At 71.9% G+C, this 24,247-nt stretch carries 28 protein-coding genes; 21 read left to right on the top strand and 7 right to left on the bottom strand.

The features are described 5' to 3' along the window. Positions 1–14: 14 nt before the first annotated feature. From rplI to BMY19_RS01625, 7 genes are all read left to right on the top strand, one after another. On the top strand, positions 15–587 hold the full coding sequence (gene rplI / locus BMY19_RS01655) for a 50S ribosomal protein L9 (protein WP_020090634.1): 573 nt from the start codon (positions 15–17) through the stop codon (positions 585–587). 312 nt (positions 588–899) lie between these two features. Next, positions 900–2,387 (top strand): replicative DNA helicase, encoded by a 1,488-nt coding sequence (locus BMY19_RS01650; RefSeq protein WP_020090635.1) that lies wholly within the window; start codon positions 900–902, stop codon positions 2,385–2,387. A gap of 226 nt (positions 2,388–2,613) precedes the next feature. Continuing rightward, the gene (locus tag BMY19_RS01645; protein ID WP_100250679.1) at positions 2,614–3,063 is read left to right on the top strand and encodes a cupin domain-containing protein; all 450 of its coding nucleotides are present in this window, start codon (positions 2,614–2,616) and stop codon (positions 3,061–3,063) included. A 10-nt stretch (positions 3,064–3,073) separates the two neighbouring features. Further along, on the top strand, positions 3,074–3,976 hold the full coding sequence (locus BMY19_RS01640) for an SMP-30/gluconolactonase/LRE family protein (RefSeq protein WP_091679136.1): 903 nt from the start codon (positions 3,074–3,076) through the stop codon (positions 3,974–3,976). Continuing rightward, positions 3,973–4,887 carry a VOC family protein gene (locus BMY19_RS01635; RefSeq protein ID WP_100250678.1) on the top strand — a complete coding sequence of 305 codons (915 nt, stop codon included), beginning with the start codon at positions 3,973–3,975 and terminating at the stop codon, positions 4,885–4,887. Before BMY19_RS01640 ends, BMY19_RS01635 begins: the two co-directional genes overlap by 4 nt. A gap of 82 nt (positions 4,888–4,969) precedes the next feature. After that, the gene (lgt, locus tag BMY19_RS01630; protein ID WP_056531735.1) at positions 4,970–5,872 is read left to right on the top strand and encodes a prolipoprotein diacylglyceryl transferase; all 903 of its coding nucleotides are present in this window, start codon (positions 4,970–4,972) and stop codon (positions 5,870–5,872) included. Next, complete coding sequence (locus BMY19_RS01625) at positions 5,869–6,939, top strand: class I SAM-dependent methyltransferase (protein ID WP_100250677.1); 1,071 nt, start codon at positions 5,869–5,871, stop codon at positions 6,937–6,939. The genes lgt and BMY19_RS01625 overlap by 4 nt, the downstream gene beginning before the upstream one ends. 41 nt (positions 6,940–6,980) lie before the next feature. On the opposite strand, the gene BMY19_RS01620 is transcribed toward BMY19_RS01625, so the two are convergent. Further along, positions 6,981–7,172, bottom strand: coding sequence for a hypothetical protein (locus BMY19_RS01620; RefSeq protein ID WP_012322302.1), 192 nt, complete (start codon positions 7,170–7,172; stop codon positions 6,981–6,983). Between the two features lie 144 nt (positions 7,173–7,316). On the opposite strand from BMY19_RS01620, the gene pgeF reads away from it, so the two are divergent. From pgeF to BMY19_RS01605, 3 genes are all read left to right on the top strand, one after another. Beyond that, a complete protein-coding gene (gene pgeF / locus BMY19_RS01615; RefSeq protein WP_056531731.1) occupies positions 7,317–8,084 on the top strand; it encodes a peptidoglycan editing factor PgeF in 768 nt (255 codons plus the stop codon). 267 nt (positions 8,085–8,351) lie between these two features. Next, complete coding sequence (locus BMY19_RS01610) at positions 8,352–9,191, top strand: outer membrane protein (protein WP_100250676.1); 840 nt, start codon at positions 8,352–8,354, stop codon at positions 9,189–9,191. A gap of 197 nt (positions 9,192–9,388) precedes the next feature. After that, positions 9,389–10,150, top strand: a complete 762-nt coding sequence (locus tag BMY19_RS01605; protein ID WP_091679149.1) for a DUF2076 domain-containing protein — start codon at positions 9,389–9,391, stop codon at positions 10,148–10,150. A gap of 100 nt (positions 10,151–10,250) precedes the next feature. Here the strand turns inward: BMY19_RS01605 and BMY19_RS01600 are convergent, their stop codons facing one another. Then, complete coding sequence (locus BMY19_RS01600; protein ID WP_100250675.1) at positions 10,251–11,075, bottom strand: L,D-transpeptidase; 825 nt, start codon at positions 11,073–11,075, stop codon at positions 10,251–10,253. A gap of 272 nt (positions 11,076–11,347) precedes the next feature. On the opposite strand from BMY19_RS01600, the gene BMY19_RS01595 reads away from it, so the two are divergent. The 5 genes from BMY19_RS01595 (at position 11,348) to BMY19_RS01575 (ending at position 15,631) form a co-directional block, all read left to right on the top strand. After that, positions 11,348–12,064, top strand: coding sequence for a protein phosphatase CheZ (locus BMY19_RS01595; RefSeq protein WP_020090645.1), 717 nt, complete (start codon positions 11,348–11,350; stop codon positions 12,062–12,064). Between the two features lie 74 nt (positions 12,065–12,138). Continuing rightward, positions 12,139–14,205 (top strand): excinuclease ABC subunit UvrC, encoded by a 2,067-nt coding sequence (uvrC, locus tag BMY19_RS01590; RefSeq protein ID WP_100250674.1) that lies wholly within the window; start codon positions 12,139–12,141, stop codon positions 14,203–14,205. Between the two features lie 73 nt (positions 14,206–14,278). Then, positions 14,279–14,878: a CDP-diacylglycerol--glycerol-3-phosphate 3-phosphatidyltransferase gene (gene pgsA, locus BMY19_RS01585; RefSeq protein ID WP_020090647.1), complete on the top strand. Its 600-nt coding sequence runs from the start codon at positions 14,279–14,281 to the stop codon at positions 14,876–14,878. Between the two features lie 54 nt (positions 14,879–14,932). Then, the gene (gene moaD, locus BMY19_RS01580) at positions 14,933–15,184 is read left to right on the top strand and encodes a molybdopterin converting factor subunit 1 (RefSeq protein WP_029357972.1); all 252 of its coding nucleotides are present in this window, start codon (positions 14,933–14,935) and stop codon (positions 15,182–15,184) included. Between the two features lie 216 nt (positions 15,185–15,400). After that, positions 15,401–15,631, top strand: coding sequence for a hypothetical protein (locus tag BMY19_RS01575; protein ID WP_020090649.1), 231 nt, complete (start codon positions 15,401–15,403; stop codon positions 15,629–15,631). A 71-nt stretch (positions 15,632–15,702) separates the two neighbouring features. Here BMY19_RS01575 and BMY19_RS01570 read toward each other — a convergent pair whose 3' ends face one another. Further along, entirely contained in the window at positions 15,703–16,479 is a 777-nt protein-coding gene (locus BMY19_RS01570) for a D-xylose 1-dehydrogenase (RefSeq protein WP_100250672.1), read from the bottom strand. A 150-nt stretch (positions 16,480–16,629) separates the two neighbouring features. On the opposite strand from BMY19_RS01570, the gene BMY19_RS01565 reads away from it, so the two are divergent. Beyond that, on the top strand, positions 16,630–17,043 hold the full coding sequence (locus BMY19_RS01565) for a flagellar biosynthesis repressor FlbT (protein ID WP_056531717.1): 414 nt from the start codon (positions 16,630–16,632) through the stop codon (positions 17,041–17,043). Between the two features lie 13 nt (positions 17,044–17,056). On the opposite strand, the gene flaF is transcribed toward BMY19_RS01565, so the two are convergent. Beyond that, positions 17,057–17,428, bottom strand: a complete 372-nt coding sequence (gene flaF / locus BMY19_RS01560) for a flagellar biosynthesis regulator FlaF (RefSeq protein WP_020090652.1) — start codon at positions 17,426–17,428, stop codon at positions 17,057–17,059. A 168-nt stretch (positions 17,429–17,596) separates the two neighbouring features. Here flaF and BMY19_RS01555 point away from each other — a divergent pair, with 168 nt between their 5' ends. Next, positions 17,597–17,839, top strand: a complete 243-nt coding sequence (locus tag BMY19_RS01555) for a hypothetical protein (protein ID WP_056531713.1) — start codon at positions 17,597–17,599, stop codon at positions 17,837–17,839. On the opposite strand, the gene BMY19_RS30755 is transcribed toward BMY19_RS01555, so the two are convergent. The 3 genes from BMY19_RS30755 to BMY19_RS01545 all read right to left on the bottom strand — a co-directional run bounded on the left by BMY19_RS30755 (position 17,840) and on the right by BMY19_RS01545 (position 19,028). Continuing rightward, a complete protein-coding gene (locus BMY19_RS30755) occupies positions 17,840–17,977 on the bottom strand; it encodes a hypothetical protein (protein WP_020090654.1) in 138 nt (45 codons plus the stop codon). An 88-nt stretch (positions 17,978–18,065) separates the two neighbouring features. Continuing rightward, positions 18,066–18,389 carry a hypothetical protein gene (locus BMY19_RS01550; protein WP_012322287.1) on the bottom strand — a complete coding sequence of 108 codons (324 nt, stop codon included), beginning with the start codon at positions 18,387–18,389 and terminating at the stop codon, positions 18,066–18,068. A gap of 129 nt (positions 18,390–18,518) precedes the next feature. Then, complete coding sequence (locus BMY19_RS01545) at positions 18,519–19,028, bottom strand: metallophosphoesterase (protein WP_091679162.1); 510 nt, start codon at positions 19,026–19,028, stop codon at positions 18,519–18,521. A 172-nt stretch (positions 19,029–19,200) separates the two neighbouring features. Here BMY19_RS01545 and BMY19_RS01540 point away from each other — a divergent pair, with 172 nt between their 5' ends. The 4 genes from BMY19_RS01540 to BMY19_RS01525 all read left to right on the top strand — a co-directional run bounded on the left by BMY19_RS01540 (position 19,201) and on the right by BMY19_RS01525 (position 24,228). Then, positions 19,201–19,920, top strand: coding sequence for a cytochrome c biogenesis CcdA family protein (locus BMY19_RS01540; protein WP_100250671.1), 720 nt, complete (start codon positions 19,201–19,203; stop codon positions 19,918–19,920). Positions 19,921–19,982: 62 nt separating this feature from the next. After that, a complete protein-coding gene (selD, locus tag BMY19_RS01535; protein WP_100250670.1) occupies positions 19,983–21,029 on the top strand; it encodes a selenide, water dikinase SelD in 1,047 nt (348 codons plus the stop codon). Positions 21,030–21,115: 86 nt separating this feature from the next. Next, complete coding sequence (locus BMY19_RS01530; RefSeq protein ID WP_244534803.1) at positions 21,116–23,092, top strand: glycosyltransferase; 1,977 nt, start codon at positions 21,116–21,118, stop codon at positions 23,090–23,092. Continuing rightward, the gene (locus BMY19_RS01525; RefSeq protein WP_020090660.1) at positions 23,089–24,228 is read left to right on the top strand and encodes a glycosyltransferase; all 1,140 of its coding nucleotides are present in this window, start codon (positions 23,089–23,091) and stop codon (positions 24,226–24,228) included. The genes BMY19_RS01530 and BMY19_RS01525 overlap by 4 nt, the downstream gene beginning before the upstream one ends. Positions 24,229–24,247: the final 19 nt, after the last annotated feature.

The raw sequence follows: 24,247 nt of genomic DNA, 5'->3' as shown, positions 1-24,247 counted from the left end.
GAAGGAGAAAGACCATGGAAGTGATCCTGCTCGAGCGCGTGGCCAAGCTGGGCCAGATGGGCGAGACCGTGAATGTCCGTCCGGGCTTCGCCCGCAACTTCCTGCTCGCCCGCGGCAAGGCCCTGCGCGCGACGGAAGCCAACAAGAAGCACTTCGAGGCCCAGCGCGCCCAGCTCGAGGCTCGCAACCTCGACCGCAAGAAGGACGCCGAGGTCGTCGCCGAGAAGCTGAACGGCCAGAGCTTCGTCCTCATCCGTCAGTCCGGCGAGACCGGCGTGCTGTACGGCTCGGTCTCGACCCGCGACCTCGCCGAGGTCGTCGCGAAGGAGGGCTTCACGGTCGATCGCGGTCAGTTCACCCTGAACCAGCCGATCAAGACCCTGGGCCTTCACACGGTCCCGGTGGTGCTGCACCCCGAGGTCGAGGTGGAGATCACCGTCAACGTCGCCCGCAGCCCCGAGGAGGCCGAGCGTCAGGCCCGCGGCGAGTCGGTGACCGAGCGCGAGGCGTTCAACCTCGACGACCTCGGCCTCGAGGTCGGTCAGGCGCTGGCCGATGCCGGCGAGGGCGCCGACGACCGCGGCTGATCCCCGTTTTCAGGCTTGACCGGCCGGCCAACCGGCCGGTCAAGCCTGCGGCGGCGTGGCCGGGCAGCGAGGCCGACCCCGCCGTGTATACCGGTGAACACTGGGGATGATGGTCCCCGAGACTTGACACGTTCCAGTTTTGTTCCAGCATGGACGCCCGCCCCTCGCGAGAGTCGGCGGGCGTCCGCTTTTCCGCGCCCCGGCCCGGGAGAACCGGCCGTCGGCTAGGCTTCGGTAACCATACCGGCGCCAAGGTCGTGCGGTGTGATCCTGGCGCGCCCGCCGCGGCGCCTGATACGGAGTCGTCCGCCGATGGCCTTGCCCAATGCGCTCACGGCCAAGCTCGAAGCGGTCCAGGCCGAGTACCGCGTCGCCCCGCACAACATCGACGCGGAGCAGGCGCTGCTGGGCGCGATTCTGGTGAACAACGACGCCTATTACCGGGTGTCAGACTTCCTGCTGGCCGAGCACTTCATGGAGGATGCCCACCAGCAGATCTTCACGGTGGCGGCCTCCCTGATCAAGGCCGGCAAGCTCGCCACGCCCATCACCATGAAGACCTATCTGGGCGACGCCGATTTCGGCGGCCAGACGGTGATGCAGTACCTCGCGCGCCTCGCCGCCGACGCGACGACGGTGATCAACGCCGGCGAGTACGGCCGCACGATCTACGACCTCGCCATCCGTCGCCGGCTGATCACCATCGGCGAGGATCTGGTGAACGGCGCCTACGAGGCGCCGGTGGAGCAAGCGCCCAGGGACCAGATCGAGGAGACCGAGCGCCGGCTCTACGAGCTGGCTGAGGCCGGACGCTACGACGGCGGCTTCCAGAAATTCTCGGACGCGCTGACCGCCGCGGTCGACATGGCCGCCAAGGCCTACCAGCGCGACGGCAAGCTCTCGGGCATCGCCACGGGTCTGTCCGACCTCGACGCCAAGATGGGCGGCCTGCAGCCCTCCGATCTGATCATCCTCGCGGGCCGCCCGGCCATGGGCAAGACCTCGCTGGTGACCAACATCGCCTTCAACATCGCCAAGGCCTATCGCGGCGAGAAGCAGCCGGACGGCACGACCCGGACCGTGAACGGCGGCATCGTGGGCTTCTTCTCGCTGGAAATGTCGGCCGAGCAGCTCGCCACCCGCATCATCGCCGAGCAGTCGGGCGTGCCCTCCTACAAAATCCGCCGCGGCGACATCCGTCCGGAAGATTTCTACAAGATCACCGACGCCGCCCGGGACATGCAGACGATCCCGTTCTACATCGACCAGAGCGGCGGCATCTCGATCGCCCAGCTCGCCGCCCGGGCCCGGCGCCTGAAGCGCCAGAAGGGGCTCGACCTGCTGATTGTCGATTACCTCCAGCTGCTGTCGGGCTCCGGCAAGCGCAGCGACAACCGCGTGCAGGAGATGACCGAGATCACCACGGGCATGAAGGCGCTCGCCAAGGAGCTGGCGGTGCCGATCATCGGCCTGTCCCAGCTCTCCCGTCAGGTGGAGAACCGCGACGACAAGCGCCCGCAGCTCGCCGACCTGCGCGAATCGGGCTCGATCGAGCAGGACGCCGACGTCGTCATGTTCGTGTTCCGCGAGGAGTACTACGTCGGGAACAAGAAGCCCCGCGAAGGGACCGAGGAGTTCTTCGCCTGGGAAGCCGAGATGCAGCGCGTCCACGGCAAGGCCGAGGTGATCCTCGGCAAGCAGCGTCACGGCCCCACCGGCACCGTGGAGCTGCAGTTCGACGCGAACATCACCCGGTTCTCGAACCTCGCGCAGACGGACCGGATCCCCGAGCAGATGTGAGCGTCGCGCCGTCATCGCGAGCGCGGCGAGGCGAGCCGGGCCGGCGCGCGATCGCCGAGTGTGGCGCCGGCTGGATTGCTTCGCTGCGCTCGCAAGGACGGTGAGGAGCTTTGCTGACCGGGACTCGGAGCGATGTCCCGGTCGTTCTGGCCTTCGTCGGGAGCCGCGAACCATCGCCAAGCCCGGCCGTTGTGGGAGGGTGTGTCCCGCCGCGGCAGGAGCGACGATGAGCGAGCCGACCCCTCCGAAGATGCCGTACTGGCACGTCTACACCGATGCGGAGGGTGTGAGCCGCCAGGAGCTGTTCCACCTCGAGCGGTTCAAGTTCGAGGGGATCAACCCCGAGACCGCGCCGCAGTGGAACGACAAGATGGACCCGGCGTCGTCGGTCGTGACCTTCACGGTCCTGCCGGTCGGCTGGGTCGGTGAGTGGCACGAGAATCCGCGGCCGCAATGGATCGCCGTCCTGTCGGGCCGCTGGTTCGTCGAGACGATGGACGGCCACCGGGTCGAGATGGGCCCGGGCGAGCTGATGATGGGCGAGGACCAGAACACGAAGGCGCGCGACGGCCGGAAGGGCCACCTGTCCGGCACGGTGGGCGACGAGCCCTGCACGATGATCGTGACCGGGCTCCAGGTCGAGCCGACCGTCAATCAGCCCGGCCGCTTCAAGTAGGGGCGGTTCCATGGACGACTTCGAACTCACGCAGCCGCGCTTCAAGGCCTACATCCTGCCGAACGCGCCGCTGCAGAAGCTCGCGGACGGGTTCCGCTGGACCGAGGGCCCGGTCTGGTTCGGCGACCGCGACGAGCTCCTGTTCTCGGATCTCCCCAACAACCGGGTGATGCGCTGGTCGGAATCCGCCGGCCTGAGCGTCTACCGCGAGGCGAGCGACTTCGAGAACGGTCACGCCCGCGACCGCCAGGGGCGGATGCTGTCCTGCTCGCACCGCGGCCGGCGCATCAATCGGACCGAGCTCGACGGGCGGGTCACCGGCCTGGTCGAGCATTACCGGGGGCGACGCCTGAACTCGCCCAACGACATCGTCTGCAAGTCGGACGGGACGATCTGGTTCTCGGACCCGCCCTACGGCATCCAGACCGACTACGAGGGCGGCAAGCAGGAATCCGAGCTGCCCGCCGCCGTCTACCGCTTCGATCCGCGCGACGGCTCGCTGCGGGTGGTGGCCGACGACTTCCAGGGGCCGAACGGGCTCTGCTTCTCGCCCGACGAGCGCAGGCTCTACATCGTCGAGACCGGGCTGCAGTTCGACACCGATCCGCTCCAGCACGTGCGCGTCTTCGACGTGGCCGAGGACGGAAGCCTGTCGGGCGGCGACGTGTTCTGCCGGATCGCGCCCGGTAACGCCGACGGCATCCGGTGCGACGAGCACGGCAATGTCTGGTCGAGCGCCGGGGACGGGGTCCACTGCATCGACCCCGGCGGCGAGCTGGTCGGCAAGATTTTCGTGCCCGCGACGGTCGCCAACCTCACCTTCGGCGGACGCAACGACAGCCGCCTGTTCCTGTGCGCCTCGCAGGCGCTCTACGCGATCTACGTGAACGTGCGGGGAGCGCCGCTCCTGTGAGCGGCACCGCTCCCGAGGGCGGCGTGCGGGCCCTCGCGGGGTTCGGCCGCACGGTCGCGGACCTCGCCGTCACGGAGGCCTTCTACCAAGACGGGCTCGGCTTCGCGCGGGCCGCCCCGCCGGAGCCGGTTCCCGCCGCGCAGGCGGAGGTGATGGGGCTCGCGGACCGGCGCGCCACCCAGCTGCGCATGCGCCTCGGCGGGCAGACCGTGACCTTCCTGGCGGTCGATCCGCCCGGCGCGCCCTACCCAACCGATCCCGCGGCGACCGACCCGTTCTTCCAGCACCTCGCGATCCCGGTCCGCGACATGGAAGCCGCGGCCGCGCGACTGGCACGGCTCGCCCCGACGCCGATCAGCCGCGGCGGGCCGCAGCGCCTGCCGGCCTCCACGGGGGGGGTGACCGCCTACAAGTTCCGCGACCCCGACGGGCATCCCCTGGAGCTGATCTTCTTCCCCGACGGTCCCGCGGCCGCCCGCTGGCGCGACGCGCCGGGCCTGTTCCTGGGGATCGATCACTCGGCGATCACCGTCACCGACCTCGACGCCACCCTGGCCTTCCTGACCGGCCCCCTCGGGCTGGCGGTGGCGGAGCGCGGCCTGAACCGCGGGCCGGAGCAGGCGCGCCTCGACGGCGTCGACGATCCGCAGGTCGACGTGATCGCCCTGGCGCCGCCGGACCCCTTGCCGCACGTGGAGCTCCTGCATTACCGCACGCCCGCGACAGAGCGGCGGCTCGTCGTCGAGCCCGCCGACCGGGCCGCCACCCGCTACCTGTTCACCGCAGCGGATCCGCGGGCCCTGTCGCGGCGCCTGCGCGAGAGCGGGCGAACGCCGCGGACCTCCGCCGACGGCGCGGCGGCCTACTGCGCCGGCCCGGACGGACACGGCTTCTTGTTCGTGCGCGGCTGAGGCCTCCGTTCCGGGAGCGTGCGCCCGGGCTTGACGCGTCGCCCCTCCGGCGTCCAATCCGGCCGCCCCGGAGGTGAGTTAGATGCCGCTCCTCGCCCTGCCCTTTCCGGCCATCGATCCGGTGGCGATCGCGATCGGGCCGATCACGATCAAATGGTACGCGCTCGCCTACATCGCCGGCCTGATCGGCGGCTGGTACTACGCGCGCCGCCTCGTCATGGCCGACAGCCTCTGGGGCGTGGTGAAGCGCCCGCAGGTCGTCGACATCGACGACCTCGTCGTCTGGGTGGCGCTCGGCGTCGTGCTCGGCGGGCGGATCGGCTACGTGTTGTTCTACAATCTGCCGATGTACATCGCCGATCCGTGGGAGATCCTGGCGATCCGCAACGGCGGCATGTCGTTCCACGGCGGTTTCATCGGGGCCATCCTGGCCTTCGTGCTGTTCGCCCGCGGGAAAGGTCTCAACGCCTACACGCTCCTCGATATCGGCGCCGTGGTGGTGCCGATCGGCCTGTTCTTCGGCCGGATCGCCAATTTCGTGAACGGCGAGCTCTGGGGCCGCGTGGCGCCGGACTTCCCTTACGCGATCGTGTTCCCGAGCGGCGGCCCGCTGCCGCGCCACCCGAGCCAGCTCTACGAGGCCGCCACCGAGGGCCTGCTGCTGTTCATCGTGATGGCGGTCAGCGTCCGCCGGTTCGGCTTCCGCAAGCCCGGGCTCCTCGGCGGCATATTCGTCCTCGGCTACGCGCTGGCCCGGACCGTCTGCGAGTTCTTCCGCGAGCCGGATCGCCAGCTCGGCTTCCTGTTCGGCGACCATCTCGGTCCGATGGGCGGCGGCGTGACCATGGGCATGCTGCTGTGCGTGCCGATGATGATCGTCGGCCTGACCTACATCGTGCTGGCCGCGACCGGCCGGACACGGCCCCGCCATCCGGTGGAAGCGCCGGCCGCCGAGGCCGCCCGCAAGGCGGCCGTCGAGGCGTGACCCCCCTCGGAACCGAGATCGCGGCGCTGATCCGGCAGAACGGGCCGATCGGCGTCGACCGCTACATGGCCCTCTGCCTCGGCCACCCGGTCCACGGCTACTACCGCACCCGCGATCCCCTGGGCGCTCAGGGCGACTTCACCACCGCGCCCGAGATCAGCCAGATGTTCGGCGAACTGCTCGGTGCCTGGACAGCCTACGTCCGCGGCCCGATCGGGTCGCCGGATCCGCTCCTCCTGGTGGAGCTGGGGCCCGGCCGCGGCACGCTGATGGCGGACGCGCTGCGCGCGTTGCGGGCAGCGCTCCCGGGCGTGCGCGTGGCACCGCACCTCGTCGAGACGAGCCCGGTGCTGCGGGCCGCGCAGGCGCGCGCCCTCGCCGGGACCGGTGCCGCGTGGCACGACAGCGTCGACACGCTGCCCGAGGGGCCGGCGATCATCCTGGCCAACGAGTTCTTCGACTGCCTGCCGGTGCGCCAGTTCGAGCGCCGGCCGTCGGGCTGGCACGAGCGGCAGATCGGTCTCGATCCGGCGGGCGGCCTCGCTTTCGGCCTGTCGCCGGAGCCGGTCCCGGGCCTCGCGGCGGACGGCCCGGACGGCGCGCTGATGAGCGTGCCGGCGGCCGGCCTCGCGCTGATCCGCGCGCTGGCGCGGCGGCTGTGTTCCGAAGGCGGCGCCCTGCTGGCCATCGATTACGGCCATGTCCGCCAGGGCTTCGGCGACACCCTCCAGGCGCTGGCGGGACATCGCTTCGCCGACCCGCTGGCGGAGCCCGGCGAGGCGGACCTGACGCATCATGTCGATTTCGCCGCCCTCGCCCAGGCGGCGCGGGCCGAGGGCGCCGCGATCCACGGCCCCGTCGATCAGGGCGACTTCCTGGCCGCCCTCGGACTCGGGGCCCGTGCCGAGCGTCTGAAGGCACGGGCGAGCCCCGCGCAGGCCGCCGCGATCGACGCTGCGACCGCGCGCCTGACCGATCCGGCCCGGGGCGGGATGGGAAGCCTGTTCAAGGTGCTGGCGGTGAGCGGCCCGTCCGTCGGGCCGCTCCCGGGATTTCCGGGGCTCTGAGCCGCCGGGACGATGCGCGGCCCCGTACGGGCCGGCTACTCTCAGCCGAAGGAGCCGAAGCCGGAATCGGTCTGGCTGGCGGGCCGCGGAGTCGGCGGCGCGGGCGGGTTGAGGTCGGTCGGGTCGAAAGCGGCGGGCTCTCCCGTGACGGGGTGGGCAGGCGCGCTCGGAATCCGGGGCTCTTCGGCCTCGGGCGTCTCGGGCAGGGCGTCGGTCTCGATCCCTCGTGACATCGCGATCCTTCTCAAGGCGGGGCCGGATCGGCTCCGTACTGCAATGCAGCAAGAATCTGACGGTTGAACGACATCGTCAAGGGTCCGCCCTTGCGCTATCGGGGCGCGACAGGGGCAAGCGCGAGGCCGACCGTGACCGCAGGCATGTTCATCGAGGCGCCGGAACTCTCCGCCCATGCGGGCGTCCGCCACGCCTTCTTCACCCGCGTCGGCGGGGTCTCCGAGGGCCTGTACGCGTCGCTCAACGGCGGCCTTGGCTCCCAGGACGCGCCGGAGCGCGTCGCCGAGAACCGGGCGCGGATGTGCGCGCAGCTCGGCCTGCCGCGGGACCGGCTCGTGAGCCTGTATCAGGTCCACTCGGCCGACGTGGTCACGGTCGAGGCCCCCTTCGCGGCGGAGCGGCCGAAGGCCGACGCCATGGTGACGCGGGTTCCGGGCCTGGCGCTCGGCATCGCCACCGCGGATTGCGGGCCGATCCTGTTCGCGGATCCCGAGAACGGCGTCGTCGGCGCCGCCCATGCCGGCTGGAAGGGTGCGCTCACCGGCGTGATCGGCGCGACCGTGTCGGCGATGGAGGCGCTCGGGGCGCGGCGCAGCCGCATCGTCGCCGTCCTGGGACCGACGATCGGTCAGGCCTCCTACGAGGTCGGTCCGGACTTCGTCGCGCGCTTCGGGAGCGATGCCCCCGGCATGGAGCGCTTCCTCGGCCCCGGCACGCGGCCGGGGCACGCCCAGTTCGATCTTCCGGGCTTCATCCTGGCCCGGCTCGGCGAGGCCGAGATCGGCGAGGCCACCGCACTCAATCTCTGCACCTACGCCGATCCGGAGCGGTTCTACAGCTACCGGCGGACCACGCATCGCGGCGAGGCGGATTACGGCCGCCTGATCTCCGCGATCACGCTGGTGCCCTGACGAGCCAGTGCGACCTCGGAAAGGGGCTGCGACACTTTGTCGATCCTCGGCCCGAAAAAAAGCGTAGCCGTAAATGAACCTTGGCCATTCGACCGCGTTTAGGGGTCAAGGTGCCGGGGAAAACGGCGGGTTGCCACAAGGGGCCGCGAGAGCGGTCGGCGACACCGCGGAGCGCAAAGCAACCCTGGAACCGCTGGAACGCAGCCAGATCCGGTTCCGCAACCGTCCGCCCGTGGGACGGCGCGGACCACCAGTGAGGACCAGATCATGAAATCCATGCTCCGTGTGACCACGGCCCTCGCGGGCGTCGCCTTCGCGGGTTCGGCCTTCGCCGCCGACCTGCCGCGCCGCGCCGCCCCGCCGCCGGTGTTCACCCCCGTCCCGGTCTTCACCTGGACCGGCGCCTACTTCGGTATCAACGCCGGCTACGCCTTCGACGCCAGCGACCGCAACACCGGCAACACCTTCGCCGTCCCCTTCCCCTACGCCGCCCCCGGCACCGTCGCCTCCTTCCGCAACCGCAGCCAGGACGGCTTCTCCGGCGGTGGTCAGATCGGCTACAACTACCAGTTTACCCCGGGCTCCGGTGTCGTGATCGGCTTCGAGGCCGACGCCCAGTACCTCGACTTCGGCCGTAGCCGGAACAACGCCTTCGTCTCCGGCGCGCTGGCCCCCGGCTACTACGTCACCGACCCGCGCGGCCTCTCCAGCCTCGACTTCTTCGGCACCGTCCGCGGCCGCCTCGGCTACGCCTTCGACCGCACCCTCGTGTACGGCACCGGCGGCTTCGCCTACGGCTCGGGCAGCGCCGACCGCTCCTTCGGTGGCTTCGCCGGCAACGACAGTTTCCGCACCGGCTGGGCCGTCGGCGGCGGCATCGAGTACGCCCTGCCCACCGACTCGTTCCTGAACTTCTTCCGCTCCTCGGCCGTGACGCTCAAGGTCGAAGGCCTGTACGTCAACCTCGACCGCGGCACCCGCAACCAGGGCGCGTTCGTCATCAACGCCGCCAACAACTTCCCGGTCGTCTACAGCGGCGTCGGCCGCCGCGACGACCAGTTCGCCGTCGTCCGCGCCGGCCTGAACTACAAGTTCGGCACCTTCTAGGATCGCGTCGGCGCGGCCGCGGCCGCGCCCCCCACTCGGCATGCAGGAAGCCCGGCCGGCAGGTCGGGCTTCTCGCGTTTCGGGATAGGCGGATGAAGTTTTCGCAATCCCCCTGACAAAGCGTCGCCGCGCACCCATGTCCTAGCTGCCATGCGGCGCGTTCGGGCCCGCGGGTGAGATTCGAGGAGGACGACTCCATGAACAGCGAAGAACGCGACGTTATTTCGGGAATCTTCCAGCGGCTGGAGCAGGCGCAGACCCAGCCCCGCGACGCGGAGGCGGAGCGCTTCATCGCCGACAAGCTCCGCGCGCAGCCCTACGCGCCCTACGCGATGGCGCAGCTGATCTACGTGCAGGAAGAGGCGATCAAGAGCCTGAACCAGCAGCTGGAGCAGGCCCGCAGCCAGGCGGCCCCGGCCCAGTCCTCCGGGGGCGGCGGCTTCCTGTCGAGCATCTTCGGCGGCGGCAGCCAGCAGCGCCAGGAGCCCCAGCCGGGCTACGGCCAGCCGCGTCCCGGCGGCCAGCCCTGGGGCAACCAGGGCGGCCCGCCGCAGGGTTACCCGCAGCAGGGCTACCCGCAGCAGGGCGGCTACCCGCAGCAGCAGGGCGGCCCGTGGGGCGGCCAGCCCCAGGCGCCGGCGCGCGGCGGCGGCTTCATGGCGACGGCCCTGCCCATGGCGGCCGGCGCGGCGGGCGGCATGCTCCTCGGCAGCGCCCTGTCGAACGCCTTCGCGGGCGGCCATTCGAGCCTCGGCAGTGCCGCGGCCGCCGGTCTCGGCGGCGGGGGCGAGACCGTCGTCAACAACTACTACGGCGACGGCGGCGGCAACCAGGATCTCGGCTCGGCCCTCGACAACAGCGGCGGCGACATGGGCAGCTTCCAGGACGCCGGCTACAGCGATCCGGGCGGTGATTTCGGCGGCGACCTCGGCGGCGGCGACGACAGCGACTGGACCTGATCGTCCCTGTGACGCAGCGGAAGGCCCGGTCGCGTCAGGCGCGGCCGGGCCATTCTCGTATCCGGAAGGTCCGATCCGCGACCGGGGCCGCGTCGGCCGCTCAGAGGACCTCGACCCGCGTCCCCACCGGCACGCGCTCGTAGAGATCGATGACGTCGTCGTTCATCATGCGGATGCACCCCGACGAGACCGACTGCCCGATCGTGTTGGGCTCGTTCGTCCCGTGGATCCGGTAGAGCGACGAACCCAGGTAGAGGGCGCGGGCGCCCAGCGGGTTCTCCGGGCCGCCGGCCATGTGGCGCGGCAGGTCGGGACGGCGGGCCAGCATCTCGGCCGGCGGCGTCCAGTCCGGCCACTCCGCCTTACGGCTGACCGTCTTCAGCCCGCTCCAGGCGAAACCGGGGCGGCCGACGCCGATCCCGTAGCGCAGGGCGCGCTGCCCGCCCTGCACCAGGTAGAGATGCTTTCCGGCGGTGTCGATCACGATCGTTCCGGGCTTCTGCCGCCCCGTGAAGGCCACTTCCTGGCGCTGGTACTCCGGCGAGACCGCGCGGCCGATCCGGCCCGGATCTCCCTGGGGCGCACCGTAGGGGGCCGCGGGCGGCGCACCGTAGGGCTGAGGGGCGCCGGAGGCCTGGCCATAGGGCTGGCCGTAAGCCTGCCCGTACGCCTGCCCGTAACCTTGCGCCGGCTCCGGCTCGACCGGCACCAGGTCGCCGGAATAGGCCGCGACGCGCTGCTGCGGCGCCGCGCGCTGCGGCCAGCCGCGCCCAGGCGCGCCGCCGGCGCTGCCGGTGACGAGATACTCGATCAGCCCGCCGCCGTAGCCGCCCTCGGCGTAGCGCGCCTGCTGCGCCCGGGCGGGGCCGCACAGCACGAACGCGGCCGCGGCCACACCCATTCCCAGACGGACTGAACGCCGCATCGTCGCATGCTCCCGAGCCGGTGCCCGTGCTCCCGGCCCGCGAACGATCCCGTCGAATTTTACCGAATCCGGTGAACGAACGTGGTGAATCGCCGGGGCGGCCCGGCCCGTCCCCGGCCCGTCGCGACCAGCGTGAATCGGCGGTTAAGCCCCGACGAGGCCCTGGGTCCCCGGGCGCAGGGAGCCGGCGGTAAGAAGCTCGGCAGTCACAGTCCGCTAACCGTTATGGTAGACAGTCGCGGCGACGGAACCCGAACGCTCACGCCCGGACGATGACCCAGAAGCGCTATCGCATCGAAGACAGTCTCGGGCTTCCCGCGGCTCCCCCTCCCGGACCCGGGGCGTCCGCCTCGAGCGAGCGCCTGGAGGAGATCTTCAACGCCATCCAGGACTTGCGCCGCGTCACGCAGATGAGCGCGAGCGAGACCATCGAGTCGTGCCGCCGCGAGCTGCACGAGGCGCTGGCGATGCGCACCGAGCTCGACGTGATGAAGGAGGCGATCACCCGCACCAAGTCGGAGCTGGCGACGCTGCACCGGACCGAGAACACCGGCAAGGGCATGCGCCGGGCGGCCGACGAGCTCGACGCGGTGGTCGACTCGACGGAGCGCGCCACCACGCAGCTCCTCGGCGCGATCGAGGAGATCGAGAGCCACGCCGGCATGCTCAACGCGGCGACGCTGCCGCCCGGCACGAAGCAGCACGTCGACGTGATCCTCGAGCGCGTGATCACCGCCTACGAGGCCTGCAACTTCCAGGACCTGACCGGCCAGCGGATCACCAAAATCGTCAGCGTGATGAAGTTCATCGAGGAGCATCTCGACCGGCTCATCGCCACGTGGTCGGAACTCGACAGCTTCAAGGAGCTCATCACCGTCATGCCGGTGCCGACGTCCCTGGACGACGAGAGCTCGCTGCTCAACGGGCCCAAGCTCGACCACGACATCGGCCACGTCGACCAGAGCGACATCGACTCGCTGTTCGACTGATCGAGCCGACCGGGCGCGCGATTTTTGTCGCCGCCCCGGTCCCCCTGGCGGTCCGGAACGCTTAGATCTGCGGTATGAGCCGCAGAGCCCTCTCAGACCTGCCCCCCGACACCTTCGACGACGGCCGCGACGCCGAGCGGGACGAGGCCGCCGACGAGCCGGAAGCCGGCCTCCCCGACACGGAGGCGCCGGAGATCGATTTCGACTTCGAGCCGGGCGCCGTCCAGGCCGGAACCGAGGTGATCCGCCGGTTCTGGTCGACACTGCCGTCCTCGCCCGGCGTCTACCGGATGTTCGACCATCGCGGCGATGTCCTCTACGTCGGCAAGGCCAAGAACCTGAAGGCGCGGGTCGGCTCCTACGCGCGGGGCCAGGCGCACTCGAACCGCATCGCCCGGATGATCTCGCAGACGGCGGCGATGGAGTTCGTCACCACGGCGACCGAGACCGAGGCGCTCCTCCTCGAGGCCAACCTGATCAAACAGCTGAAGCCGCGCTTCAACGTGCTGATGCGGGACGACAAGTCGTTCCCCTACATCCTGGTCACCGACGACGGCCCCGCCCCGCAGATCGTCAAGCACCGGGGCGCCCGGCGCCGGAAGGGCAATTATTACGGCCCGTTCGCCAGCGTGTGGGCGGTGAACCGGACGGTGAACGCCCTGCAGCGCGCCTTCCTGCTGCGCACCTGCACAGACAGCTACTACGAGAACCGCACCCGGCCCTGCCTGCTCTACCAGATCAAGCGCTGCTCCGGCCCCTGCACGGGTGAGATCGCCGCGGACGACTACGCGGCCATGGCGGATTCCGCCCGGGCGTTCCTCGCCGGCAAGTCGAACGCCGTGAAGGACCGGATGCGCGCCGAGATGCAGGAGGCGTCCGAGGCGATGGAGTTCGAGCGCGCCGCCCGGTTTCGCGACCGTATCGCCGCCCTGTCGGCGATCCAGGGCGTGCAGGGGGTCAACACCCAGGGCGTCGAGGAGGCGGACGTGTTCGCGCTGGACGAGCAGGCCGGCCAGTTCTGCATCGAGGTGTTCTTCTTCCGGAACTTCCAGAACTGGGGCAACCGCGCCTATTTCCCGAAGGCCGACCGGACGATGACGCCCGACGAGGTGCTGGGCTCGTTCATCGGCCAGTTCTACGACGACAAGCCCGCGCCCCGGACGGTGCTGACGAGCCACGCGATCGAGGACGCGGAGCTGGTCGCGGCGGCCCTGTCGAGCCGGGTGGAGTACCGCGTCGAGATTCACAGGCCGAGCCGCGGCGAGCGGAAGAACCTCGTCGACTACGCCCAGCGCAACGCCAAGGAGGCGCTGGCGCGGCGCCTCGCCGACACGGCCTCGCAGGGCAAGCTCCTCGCCGCCCTCGGCCAGGCCTTCGGGCTCGACGGGGCGCCCCGCCGGATCGAGGTGTACGACAACTCGCACATCATGGGCACGAACGCGGTCGGCGGCATGATCGTCGCCGGCCCGACGGGCTTCATGAAGGCGCATTACCGCACGTTCAACATCAAGTCCGAGGACCTGACCCCCGGGGACGATTACGGCATGATGCGCGAGGTGCTGCAGCGGCGCTTCAAGCGGCTCGTGAAGGAGGCGCCGCGCACGGAGCGCGAGGCGGCCGTGGCCGCCGCCGAGGGCGGCGTGCCGGAGCCGGTGCCGGCCCCGGCGGAGGAGAGCGAGGCGTTCCCGGCCTGGCCGGACCTCGTGCTGATCGACGGCGGCAAGGGCCAGCTCGACGCCGCGCGGGCGGCGCTGGAGGAGGTCGGCGTGGCGGGCGTGCCGCTCGTCGGCGTCGCCAAGGGCCGCGACCGGGATGCGGGCCGGGAGACGTTTTTCGTGCCCGGCCGGCCACCCTTCAAGCTTCCGCCGCGCGACCCGACGCTCTACTTCGTGCAGCGGCTCCGCGACGAGGCGCACCGCTTCGCCATCGGCAGCCATCGGGCCAAGCGGAAGCGTGAGATGGTGAAGAATCCGTTGGACGAGATCGCCGGCATCGGTCCGAGCCGCAAGCGCGCGCTGCTGCACCACTTCGGGACCGTGAAGGCGATCGAGCGCGCCGCCTTCGAGGATCTGGCCAAGACCCCGGGCGTGAACGCCGCTACCGCGCGGGCGGTGTACGACTTCTTTCATGCCGGCGCCTGAGAACCCGGCCGCGATGGCCGAGGCGGAGTCTGGGGCGTTGACGCCCGGGCCCCGCTCTGATTTCACCCCTCCGATGAACGCCGTCCTTCCCCGACGACGGTCGCCGGCCTGGACGCTCGCGAATTGCCTGACCTACGGGCGCCTCGTTGCCGTGCCGGTGATGGTCGCGCTGCTGTTCTGGCCCGAATCCCACACGGCGCGGTGGACGGCGCTGGGGGTGTTCGTCGCGGCCGCGATCACCGACTACCTCGACGGGTACGTCGCCCGCACCTACCACCAGAGCTCGGCGCTCGGCCGGATGCTCGATCCGATCGCCGACAAGCTGCTGGTCTCGGCCTGCCTGCTGATGCTGGCGGCGGACCACACTATCGTCGGCTCGAACATCTGGGCGGCCATCGTGATCCTGTGCCGCGAGGTGCTGGTCTCCGGCCTGCGCGAGTATCTGGCGGAGCTGAAGGTCGGCGTGCCGGTCAGCCGGATCGCGAAGTGGAAGACCACCGTGCAGCTCCTGGCCCTCGGCTTCCTGGTGGCCGGTCCGGCGGGCGAGACGGTGCTCCCGGGAACCGAGCCGATCGGCCTGACGCTCCTGTGGCTCGCCGCCGCGCTCACGCTCTGGACCGGGTGGGACTACATGCGGGCCGGGATCAAGCACGTCATCGACGATCCGCGCTGAGGGATCCGTCTCCGGGACGCGCGGTCCCTGCCCTGTCTCCGGTACGGTGATGCGATGAAGCTCGTCTATTTCGCCTGGGTCCGCGAGCGGATCGGCCGCTCCGAGGAGGAGCTGGCGCCGCCGCCGGAGGTCGCCACCGTCGCCGATCTCGTCGGTTGGCTCCGGGGCCGGGGCGAGGAATACGCCTACGCCTTCGAGGATCCCGGCGTCGTCCGCGCCGCGATCGACCGGGCCCACGCCAAGCCGGACGCGCCGATCGCGGGAGCCCGCGAGATCGCCTTCTTCCCGCCGATGACCGGCGGCTGAGACCCGGCCGCGCCGCGCACGTAGTTCGCCGGGGTTGCTTCGGGTCGGCTTCCGCGGTCATTGGCGCCGTCGCTCCGGCTGCACCTCATGCCGAACGGCGCGCGGGCCGAGCCAAGTTCTCTACGGGTTCGGCCCGCCTCAGGACGCGACACGCCGCGGAACGCCCAAGCTGGCATTGCCGTTATCCGCTACCGAAATCGGTATTGGAGTTTCAGCATGCGCATGACCTTGCTCGCGACCGCCGCCCTGTTGAGCCTCGGCGCCGCCGCGCAGGCCCAGACCACGGTGATCGAGCGCGACCGCCCGGCCGTCGTCGTCGACCGCCCGGCCTCCGAGTCGAAGTCCGTGACCGTCCACGACCACGGCGATGGCTGCGTCACCAAGACGGTGCGCAAGGAGAACGACATGGGCGACTCGAAGACCGTCAAGAAGGAGACCTGCGACTGAGGCAGGGAAGCGGGCCGGGCCGGAGCGCCGTCGACGCCTCCGCCCGGCCGATCCTTTGCCCGGCGCCGGTCCTACCGCCAGCCCGCGTCGATGAAGTACGCGTGGGCCGTACACATCCGGGCATCGTCCGAGGCCAGGAACAGGGCCAGCGCGGCGACGTCGGCCGGCTGGATCCGACCGTCCAGGCACTGCGCGGCGACGATCTCCGCCTCGCCCTCCGGCGAGTACCATCGCTCCTGGCGGGGCGTCTGAACGTTGCCCGGCACGATCGCCGCCACCCGAATGTTGTCGCGGCCGAGGTCGCGGGCGAGCGCCCGGGTCATGCCCTCGATCGCCGCCTTGGCGGTCTGGTAGAGCGGCATCTCCTTCAGCCCGAGATGCCAGCTGATCGATCCGAAATTGAGGATCACGCCACCGCCGGCGCGTCGCATGGGTGGGACCGCCGCCTGGGCCGCGAAGAACAGGTGGCGCAGGTTCACCGCCATCCGGTCGTCCCAGTAGGCGGGCGTCACGTCCGCGAGAGCGTGGCGGTCGTCGTTGCCGGCATTGTTGATCAGGACGTCGAGCCCGCCGAGGGCCGTGTCGGCCTCGGCCACCAGCGCGCGGACCGCCTCGATATCGGTCAGGTCGCAGCGCCGGTAGAGCGGGGCGTGCGCGGCGCCGGGCGCGAGGCGCGCCACCACGGCGCGGGCCGCGTCGTCCGCGATATCGCAGAACAGGACGCGGGCGCCCTGCCCGACGAAGGCCTCCACCAGCCCCTCGCCGATGCCCGAGGCACCGCCGGTCACGAGGACGCGCTTGCCGGCGAGGCTGGGATACCGCGCGCGCCGATCGCTCTTCGCCGTCATCGACCCTCCTCGACGTGGCTCGCCCGGCCGGAATTTGTCCGAGTTTATCACCGTGGCCGCGCGCGGCAACGGCGGCGCGGACGTCCGACATTCGCGAAACGTTAACGGTTCGCGAATGAGATCGCCGGGTCTTCTAGAAAGGAACACCCGATGCCCCTGCGCCTGGAACTCAAGCCGTTCGAGCGGCTGATCATCAATGGCGCGCTGCTCCGCAACGGCGACCGTCGCTCGACCTTCCTGATCGAGACGCAGTGCAAGTTCCTGCGCGAGAGCGAGATCATTACGGAGAGCGAGGCCGACACGGCCTGCAAGCGTCTCCACCTGACCCTGACGGTCATCTACCTCGCCGACGACCCGACGCAGGGCATCGACCTGTTCTTCCGGCAGGCCACGGACTTGCTGGGACTCGCGCCGGCCGCTGCCGGGCAGATCGCCGCGATCGCCCAGGCGGTGGAGGCCGGCGAGTATTACCGGTCGCTCAAGCTGAGCCGCAAGCTCGTCGAGTGGGAGGCGGCCGGCGCCGAATCGCCGGCCGAGGTGCCGGACGCCGCGGCGGCTCGCTGACCGGTACGCGGCCTCAGCCGGGATTGCCCTGCAGGCCGGCGGCGATGTGATTGTTGATCGACACCAGCGTGGCGATCTTCTCCGGCGTGGGAGCGATCATCGTGTCGATGCAGCTCTGGAGCACGAACACGCCCAGGCGTCCGACGCCCTGCTTCACGTCGGCGGGGAGCGGGTTCTCCGCGGACGTCGCCTCGGAGGTCAGCAGCGTCCAGACCCGCTGGTTGAACGACAGGGCCTCGTTGATGCGCCCGGCGTCGCCGCTGGCGAGCCCCTGGCTGGCGCCGATCAGCTTCTGCGCCGCCTTGAGCAGCACGGCGGATTCGGCTTCGCGGGGCGACAGCGCGCTGTGGGAGGTCTTGGCGTAGGCGTTGGCGGCGTAGTTCATCGGCGGTCCAGCCCCGTCGTCGGGCCTGCCACTGAGGCAAGCTAGCGCGTAGCTGTCGCAGATCAGGAGTTAAAAGCGCGTGAGCGCCGCATCCGCCATGATGCCGCCGGGTTGGTTATCGACGACGCTGTGCGGCCGAAAGGAACCGGCCCCCGGACCCCAACCCCGATGTTGAATTTCGTTCTCGGAACTGTTGCCGGCGGCCTGATCGCCTGCGTGCTGACCATCGCGGCAGCACGGCAACCCGAAGTGCAGTCCCGACTGGGCCTCGTGCCGGCGGCGCCGGCGACCCTGGCGGCGGTCACGAAACCGGCCGAACCCGATTGCGGCCGGAGGACGGAGCCGACCCCGAAGATCGGCTCCCAGGAGATGCTGTTCAACCGCCAGAGATTCTGGTCGGTCGCACCCTAATCAGAACGTGCCGATCAGCATGAGCAGCATCGTCGTGGCGACGGTGGTGCTGACGAAACCGCACAGGGCGGCCGCGAAGGACGGACCGGTGCGGGTGACGGTGGGCTCGATGTCGTTCGAGAGCGTGGCGGGGGTCATCGGCGCAGAACCTTCTCGGCGACCAGCGTCGCGCGTATCGGGGTGATGCTTCAGGAACGGGACGGCCGAGGTGCGATCGCGCACCCGGTCAGTCGCAGCGGTTGATTTTCTTGGCGATCCGCAGACCCCGCAGCTCGCTGCGGAGATCGATGGCCACGACGCCCTCTCCGCATCGCTCGAACGCGTCGCGGGCATCGTCGTAGCGGTCGCCCACCTCGTCGAGCGTGTCGCAGACGCGGTCATGGTTGCCCAGGCGGGCTTCCTGACGCGCCTGGAAGCGCAGGGCGTTCGCCTCGTCGACCTTGCGCTGGGCTTCGATGCAGGACGGCAGGGCCGACGCGGCGGAAGTCAGGGCGAGGCCTGCCAGGAGGCTGGCGAGGCAGCGGGTCAGAGTGACCGACTTGGCACTCACGGGAACACTCACACACGGTTTGTGATGGCAGATCCGCGGGCGGTCCTGCCGGGCTTCTCGGAGCGGCTCAGGTCCACTCCTTCTCTGTCCGCTGAAACAGTGAAGCTGAGGTGAAAGTTCCGCCCCGAATCACCGCTTCCGGCGCAGTCGGGAGGTCAGGATTGCGGAGAGTGGCACGGGGGCCGCACCCATCGGATCGACGCCGACATCGTACTGCTTCGGCATCGGCTTGAGCTTGCCGTGGCTGTGGCCGTGGAGGTTCAGCGCGCCCCGGCTCATGCCGTTCCAGGTACGGAACGCGTAGTGGCAGAGCACCACCATCCGCCCCTCGACGGCGAGTTCCGCGTAGTGCCGGACCGACGCCCAGCCGGGCGCCGTGAGCGTGTCCGGCCCGTCGTTGTTGCCGGCGATCAGGTGCTTCTCGCCGTTCAGTCCGGCGAGGATCGCGCGGATCCGGTCACCGCTCGGGCCGAGGGCGAAATCGCCGAGGTGCCAGACCGTGTCGCCGGGTGCGACCGTCGTGTTCCAGGCCGCGATCAGGCCGGCATCGTGGGCCTCGAGATCCGGATAGGGCCGGTGGTCGAAGCGCAGCGCCCGCGGATCGCCGAAATGCGTGTCGCCCGTGAAGAAGATGGTCACCGGTCCGCTTCGCCTCGCCTCTGTACCCCGCCCGGCCGTGCAGCCGGACTGCCGCCGAAAGCGGCGCGCGGCCGCGTTGTTCCCGCCGGCCCGCGTCCGCCTGGCGCGTTGACGGCCCGCGCGCCAGGGTCGAAGCCTCGTCGGGCGAGGCGCCAGCGGGAGGGCACGGGGCATGCTGGGAACGGTGGGGTTCGCGTTCCTGGCCGGCCTGCTCTCGGTGCTCTCGCCCTGCGTGCTGCCACTGATCCCCATCGTGCTCGGCACGGCGGCGGCCGAGCATCGCCTGGGTCCGGCGGCTCTGGCGGCCGGCCTCGCCATCGCCTTCACGGCCATCGGGCTGTTCGTCGCGACGATCGGCTTCACCGTCGGGCTCGACGGCGACGTGTTCCGGCGCGCCGGCGCGGTGCTCCTGGTGCTCCTGGGCGTCGTGCTGATGCTGCCGCGGCTCCAGGCCCGGGTCGCGACGGCGGCCGGCCCGGTTGGCGCCTGGGCGGAGGACCGTTTCGGCGGCGTCGGCTCCGGGGGATTGCCCGGCCAGTTCGCCGTGGGCCTGCTGCTCGGCGCGGCCTGGAGCCCCTGCGTGGGACCGACCCTGGGGGCGGCCTCGCTCATGGCGGCGCGGGGCGAGCATCTCGGGGGCGTCGCCTTGACCATGCTGGCCTTCGGGATCGGCGCCGCGGCCCCGCTGATGCTCCTGGGCCTCGTCTCCCGCGAGGCGCTGCTGCGCTGGCGCGGCGGCCTCGCCGCGGCCGGCCGGGCCGCGAAGGCCGCGCTCGGCGCCGTGATGGTCGTGCTCGGCCTGCTGGTGCTGACGGGCCTCGACAAGCGGGTCGAGGCCGCGGCCGTCGCGGCCTCGCCGGACTGGCTCAACGCAGTGACGACGCGCTACTGACTCCGCGAAGACCCGGCGAAGACCCCGCGAAGACCCCAGGTTATCCGGAACGGAGTTCGGCCATGAGCGATGCCCCCCGCCTGACCAGTCTCGCCCACGGCGGCGGCTGCGGCTGCAAGCTCGACCCGGCCACCCTGCGCCAGCTCCTCGCCCAGCAGCCGGCGGCGGGCCCGTTCGAGCGGCTCCTCGTCGGCAACGAGACCGCGGACGACGCGGCGGTGTGGGAGCTGGAGGACGGCACCTGCCTCATCGCCACCACGGACTTCTTTACCCCGATGGTGGACGACCCCGTCGATTTCGGTCGGATCGCCGCGACGAACGCCATCTCGGACGTCTACGCCATGGGCGGCCGGCCGCTGTTCGCGCTGGCGATCCTCGGGATGCCGCTCGGCAAGATCGACCCCGAGGTGGTCGCGCGGATCCTGCGCGGCGGCGCTGAGCAATGCGCCGCGGCCGGCATCCCGGTGGCGGGCGGCCACTCGATCGACGTGCCGGAGCCGATCTACGGTCTGGCGGTGATCGGGACCTGCCGCCGCGAGGCCGTGCGGCGCAACGCCGACGCGATGGCCGGGGACGCCGTCCTGCTCACCAAGGCCCTCGGGGTCGGGGTCTACTCGGCGGCGATCAAGCGGGCGACCCTCGACGAGGCGGGCTACCGCGACTTCATCGCGACCACGACGCTGCTCAACCGGATCGGGACCGATCTCGCCGCCGAGCCCGCCGTGCACGCCCTGACCGACGTGACCGGATTCGGCATCCTGGGGCACGGCCTGGAGATCGCCCGCGGCGCCGGCCTCACGCTCACCCTCGAGGCCGACGCCCTTCCCCTGCTGCCGCAGGCGGAGGCGCTGGCGCGCGCGGGCGCGGTCACCGGCGCCTCGCACCGCAACTGGGCGGCATTCGGCGAGGCGGTTGACCTGCCGGCCGACTTCCCCGAGTGGCGCCGCCACCTCCTGACCGATCCGCAGACCTCGGGCGGGCTGCTGGTGACCTGCTCGGCCGACCGGGCCGACGCGATCCTGGCGCGCATCCGGGCGGCCGGCTACCCGGCGACGGCCCGGATCGGCCGGATCGAGGCCGGCCCGGCGCGGATCCGCGTGCCGGCCTGACGGGCCGCCCGCCCCGAGAGGCAATCTTCAACCTTCCCGTCCACTCTGCCGCCCCGCACGAGACCCGAGCCGCCGCCAGAGCCGCCGTGACCGACGCCGCAGACATGTCACCGCCCGCCCACGGCGTCGCCGGCTGGCCGTTCGGGCGCAGCGCCGGCGCGCCGGCCCGTCCCGCGTCGCTCCCCGACGGGCGTCCGTGGCCGCGGATCCGCGTCGTCACGGTGGCCGGCGCGGGTGCCGCGCTCACCGAGACCGTCGCGTCGGTCCTGCGCCAGGGCTACCCGGAACTGCGGCACGACCTGCTCGACCCGGCGGCCGGCCGCGCCGCGGCGGCGCGCATCCTGTCGGTTCCCGATCCGGAGCACCTGTTCTGGCTCCGCGCCGGCGACCTGCTCGCGCCCGGTGCGCTGACCGCCCTGGCGCTGGAGGCCGCGCTCACCGGCGCCGACGCGGTGGCGGGGCTGCGCGTCCTGTTCGACGACATCGTCCGCGGCCTCGACGGCCCCGGGGCCGCGGACGGCGGGATCCTCTGGCGGCGGGACGCCCTCGCGCACGCGATCATCGACGCCGACGGGACGCTCGACGCCGCCTCCGCCTGGTCGGCGATCCCCGCCGATCGGCGGAGCCTGATCGGCCGCCCGATCCTGCTCCACAGGCTCGACGCGCCGCCGCCCCCGCCCGCCGCCGGCCTGTCGATCGTGTCGCTGACCGGGACCGGAACCCGAGGGGGCGCGGGCGTGGCCCAGCGCCGCCTCGCCGAGGCGCTGACGCTCGCGGGCCACCGGGTCGCGGAGGTGACGCTGAGCGGACGCCCGGAGGCCGCCGAGTGGCGCGACGACTTCCCGCAGGCGGAGGCCGCGGTCGCGGCGGCCGCCCCCGATCTCGTCCTCGCCGGCAACCTGCACGGCGCCACCCGCAGCCTCGACGTCGTCGGCCGCCTGGCGCGGCGCGGTCCGGTCGGCCTCGTGCTGCACGACCTCTTCCCCCTGACGGGCCGGTGCGCCCACCCCCGCGACTGCGGGCGCGCCGCCTCCGGCTGCGACGCCGCCTGCCCCGGCCCGGACGAGTACCCGGAGCTGGCGCCCGGCCGGATCGCCGGGATGCACGAGCGCAAGCGCGCGGTGCTCGCCGGCGCCGCGCCCGGATCCCCGACGCGACCCTCCGCGCCCTGGCTGCTGGCCAATTCCGACTGGACGCTGGCGCGGGCGCGCGAACTCGCCCCGCCCGGCAGCGTGATCGAGCCCGTGCGGCTGGCCTTCCCGACCGCCGTGTTCCGGCCCGGCGATCGCGCGGCGCTGCGCGGCACGCTCGGCCTGCCGGCCGACGACGTCCTGATCCTCGTCTCCTCGGTCATCGTCGACGGGCCCGACAAGGGCTTCGCCGATCTCCGGGCCGCGCTCCAGGCCGTGGCGGGCCCGGGCGTCGGCGTGGTGGCGGTCGGCCGGCTCGACGACCCGGCCCGGCTCGGCGTCGCGAACCTGTACGCGCCCGGCCTCATCGCCGACGAGGCGCTCCTGGCCGCGTGGTACGGGGCCTGCGACCTCCACGTCACCGCCAGCCGTCACGAGACCCTCGGGCAGACGCCGATCGAGGCCGGCCTGTGCGGGGTGCCGACGCTCGCCTACCGCACCTCCGGCCTGACCTCGGCCGTGATCGACGGCGTGTCGGGCCGCCTCGTACCGGTGCGGCCGGGCGCCCTCGCCGAGGCGCTGGCGGCGCTGGTCGGCGACAGCGAGGCGCGCGCGCGGCTCGGCGCCTTCGCGCGCATCGCCCTGGAGAGCCGCTACAGCCCGGCCGCCTCCGCGCTGTCGCTGGACGCGGTCTTCCGGCGTCACGGTCTGCCGAGCGCCCCGACGGGCCCGCGCTTCGCCCCCGGGATGCTCGGGCACTTCCCCTTCGCGGCGGACCTGCGGGCGGGCGCGGCCGGCACCGTCCCGGCGATCTCGCGCCCGCTCGTGCGCCGGCTGCGGCGGGCCAAGCAGATGGTCTTCGGGCGTCGGATGCCGCTCCTCGTGCGCCGGTGCCTCTACCTCGCCGGCGCGCTGCGCCGGAGCCAGACGTGACGGCCCGCGGCGACAGGGCCGGCGACAATGCGGGCGGCGCGCGGGCGGCGCCGACTCGGCGACGGATCTACCTCGATCAGACCCATCTGCGCGCCCACGTGACGGGGATCGAGCGAGTCACCCTCGACCTGTTCGCCCCGGACCGGCTCGCCCCGCACGCGGTGCGGCCGGTGACCGCGGGCTCCCTGCCCGGCATGGTCGCCGCGCAGCAGCTCGGCCTGCCGGCGCGGGCGCTGATGGATCGGGACGCCCTGTTCCTGTTCCCGGGCTTCCCGCCCGGGCCGCTCTGCGCCGTCGCGGCGTCGCGCTGCCTGCTCTACGTCCACGACACCTTCCTGCTCACGCGGACGGAGGATCTGAGCCTGCGCAGCCGGCTCTACATGAGCCCCAGCTTCGCCCTGGCCCTGCGCTGGTGCCCGAACCTGTTCGTTAACAGCCGCACCACCGGGGCGGACGTGCGCGCGCTCTGCGCCCGACGCGCCCGCGTCGCCCTGCTGCGCCCCCCCGTCCGCGACGCCTTCGGGCTCGCGCACCTGCCGGGACCGGCTGCCTACGCGCCGGGCCGGCCGCTGCGCATCCTCGCCATCGGCACCATCGAGCCGCGCAAGAACTATCCGGCGACCCTCGCGCTGACGGCGGCGCTCATCCGTGCCGGTATCCCGGCGGAGCTCCACCTCGTCGGCCGGGTCGGCTGGGGACAGCACGCCTTCCTGGACGCACCGCCGCCGTTCCTGCACCGCCACGGGTACCTCGCCGACGCCGAGCTGCGCGCCCTCGCGGGGTCGTGCCACCTGCTGGTCTCCACCTCCAAGGCGGAGGGCCTCGGCCTGCCGCTGCTGGAGGTCCAGCACGGCGGCCTTCCGGTGGTGGCGCCGGACGACCCGGTGTTCCGGGAGGTCCTGGGGGCGTCGGCCCTGCTGATCCGGCCGGAGGAGCCCGACGCGGCCGCGGGCGCCCTCGCCAGCTGGATCCGCGACGGCGCCCTGCCCCGCGCCGCCGGAATGAGTCGGGCCAACGTCGCGCGCTGGAACGCGATCGCGGCCGAGGACGGCGCGCGCTTCCAGCGCTTCCTGGCCGGCGATCCCGCGGCTTACGATGCGCTGGAGTCAATTGTCGCACACGCGGGCACCGCCTGAGGCGGCCTGCGTAGTCCCC

Origin of the sequence: Methylobacterium sp. UNC300MFChir4.1 (assembly GCF_900110155.1) — a bacterium.
In the GTDB taxonomy this organism is placed as follows: Bacteria; Pseudomonadota; Alphaproteobacteria; order Rhizobiales; family Beijerinckiaceae; genus Methylobacterium.
This window is presented reverse-complemented; position numbering and strand designations above follow the sequence as displayed.

What these genes read in the sequence shown, in the direction of transcription:
- uvrC (WP_100250674.1), top strand. Translation starts at nt 12,139, where the DNA reads ATGAGCCGCAGAGCCCTCTCAGACCTGCCCCCCGACACCTTCGACGAC.
- lgt (WP_056531735.1), top strand. Translation starts at nt 4,970, where the DNA reads ATGCCGCTCCTCGCCCTGCCCTTTCCGGCCATCGATCCGGTGGCGATC.
- BMY19_RS01645 (WP_100250679.1), top strand. Translation starts at nt 2,614, where the DNA reads ATGAGCGAGCCGACCCCTCCGAAGATGCCGTACTGGCACGTCTACACC.
- BMY19_RS01605 (WP_091679149.1), top strand. Translation starts at nt 9,389, where the DNA reads ATGAACAGCGAAGAACGCGACGTTATTTCGGGAATCTTCCAGCGGCTG.
- BMY19_RS01540 (WP_100250671.1), top strand. Translation starts at nt 19,201, where the DNA reads ATGCTGGGAACGGTGGGGTTCGCGTTCCTGGCCGGCCTGCTCTCGGTG.
- moaD (WP_029357972.1), top strand. Translation starts at nt 14,933, where the DNA reads ATGAAGCTCGTCTATTTCGCCTGGGTCCGCGAGCGGATCGGCCGCTCC.
- BMY19_RS01565 (WP_056531717.1), top strand. Translation starts at nt 16,630, where the DNA reads ATGCCCCTGCGCCTGGAACTCAAGCCGTTCGAGCGGCTGATCATCAAT.
- selD (WP_100250670.1), top strand. Translation starts at nt 19,983, where the DNA reads ATGAGCGATGCCCCCCGCCTGACCAGTCTCGCCCACGGCGGCGGCTGC.
- BMY19_RS01555 (WP_056531713.1), top strand. Translation starts at nt 17,597, where the DNA reads ATGTTGAATTTCGTTCTCGGAACTGTTGCCGGCGGCCTGATCGCCTGC.
- BMY19_RS01650 (WP_020090635.1), top strand. Translation starts at nt 900, where the DNA reads ATGGCCTTGCCCAATGCGCTCACGGCCAAGCTCGAAGCGGTCCAGGCC.
- rplI (WP_020090634.1), top strand. Translation starts at nt 15, where the DNA reads ATGGAAGTGATCCTGCTCGAGCGCGTGGCCAAGCTGGGCCAGATGGGC.
- pgsA (WP_020090647.1), top strand. Translation starts at nt 14,279, where the DNA reads ATGAACGCCGTCCTTCCCCGACGACGGTCGCCGGCCTGGACGCTCGCG.
- BMY19_RS01620 (WP_012322302.1), bottom strand. Translation starts at nt 7,172, where the DNA reads ATGTCACGAGGGATCGAGACCGACGCCCTGCCCGAGACGCCCGAGGCC.
- BMY19_RS30755 (WP_020090654.1), bottom strand. Translation starts at nt 17,977, where the DNA reads ATGACCCCCGCCACGCTCTCGAACGACATCGAGCCCACCGTCACCCGC.
- BMY19_RS01610 (WP_100250676.1), top strand. Translation starts at nt 8,352, where the DNA reads ATGAAATCCATGCTCCGTGTGACCACGGCCCTCGCGGGCGTCGCCTTC.
- BMY19_RS01640 (WP_091679136.1), top strand. Translation starts at nt 3,074, where the DNA reads ATGGACGACTTCGAACTCACGCAGCCGCGCTTCAAGGCCTACATCCTG.
- BMY19_RS01600 (WP_100250675.1), bottom strand. Translation starts at nt 11,075, where the DNA reads ATGCGGCGTTCAGTCCGTCTGGGAATGGGTGTGGCCGCGGCCGCGTTC.
- BMY19_RS01575 (WP_020090649.1), top strand. Translation starts at nt 15,401, where the DNA reads ATGCGCATGACCTTGCTCGCGACCGCCGCCCTGTTGAGCCTCGGCGCC.
- pgeF (WP_056531731.1), top strand. Translation starts at nt 7,317, where the DNA reads ATGTTCATCGAGGCGCCGGAACTCTCCGCCCATGCGGGCGTCCGCCAC.
- BMY19_RS01595 (WP_020090645.1), top strand. Translation starts at nt 11,348, where the DNA reads ATGACCCAGAAGCGCTATCGCATCGAAGACAGTCTCGGGCTTCCCGCG.
- BMY19_RS01570 (WP_100250672.1), bottom strand. Translation starts at nt 16,479, where the DNA reads ATGACGGCGAAGAGCGATCGGCGCGCGCGGTATCCCAGCCTCGCCGGC.
- flaF (WP_020090652.1), bottom strand. Translation starts at nt 17,428, where the DNA reads ATGAACTACGCCGCCAACGCCTACGCCAAGACCTCCCACAGCGCGCTG.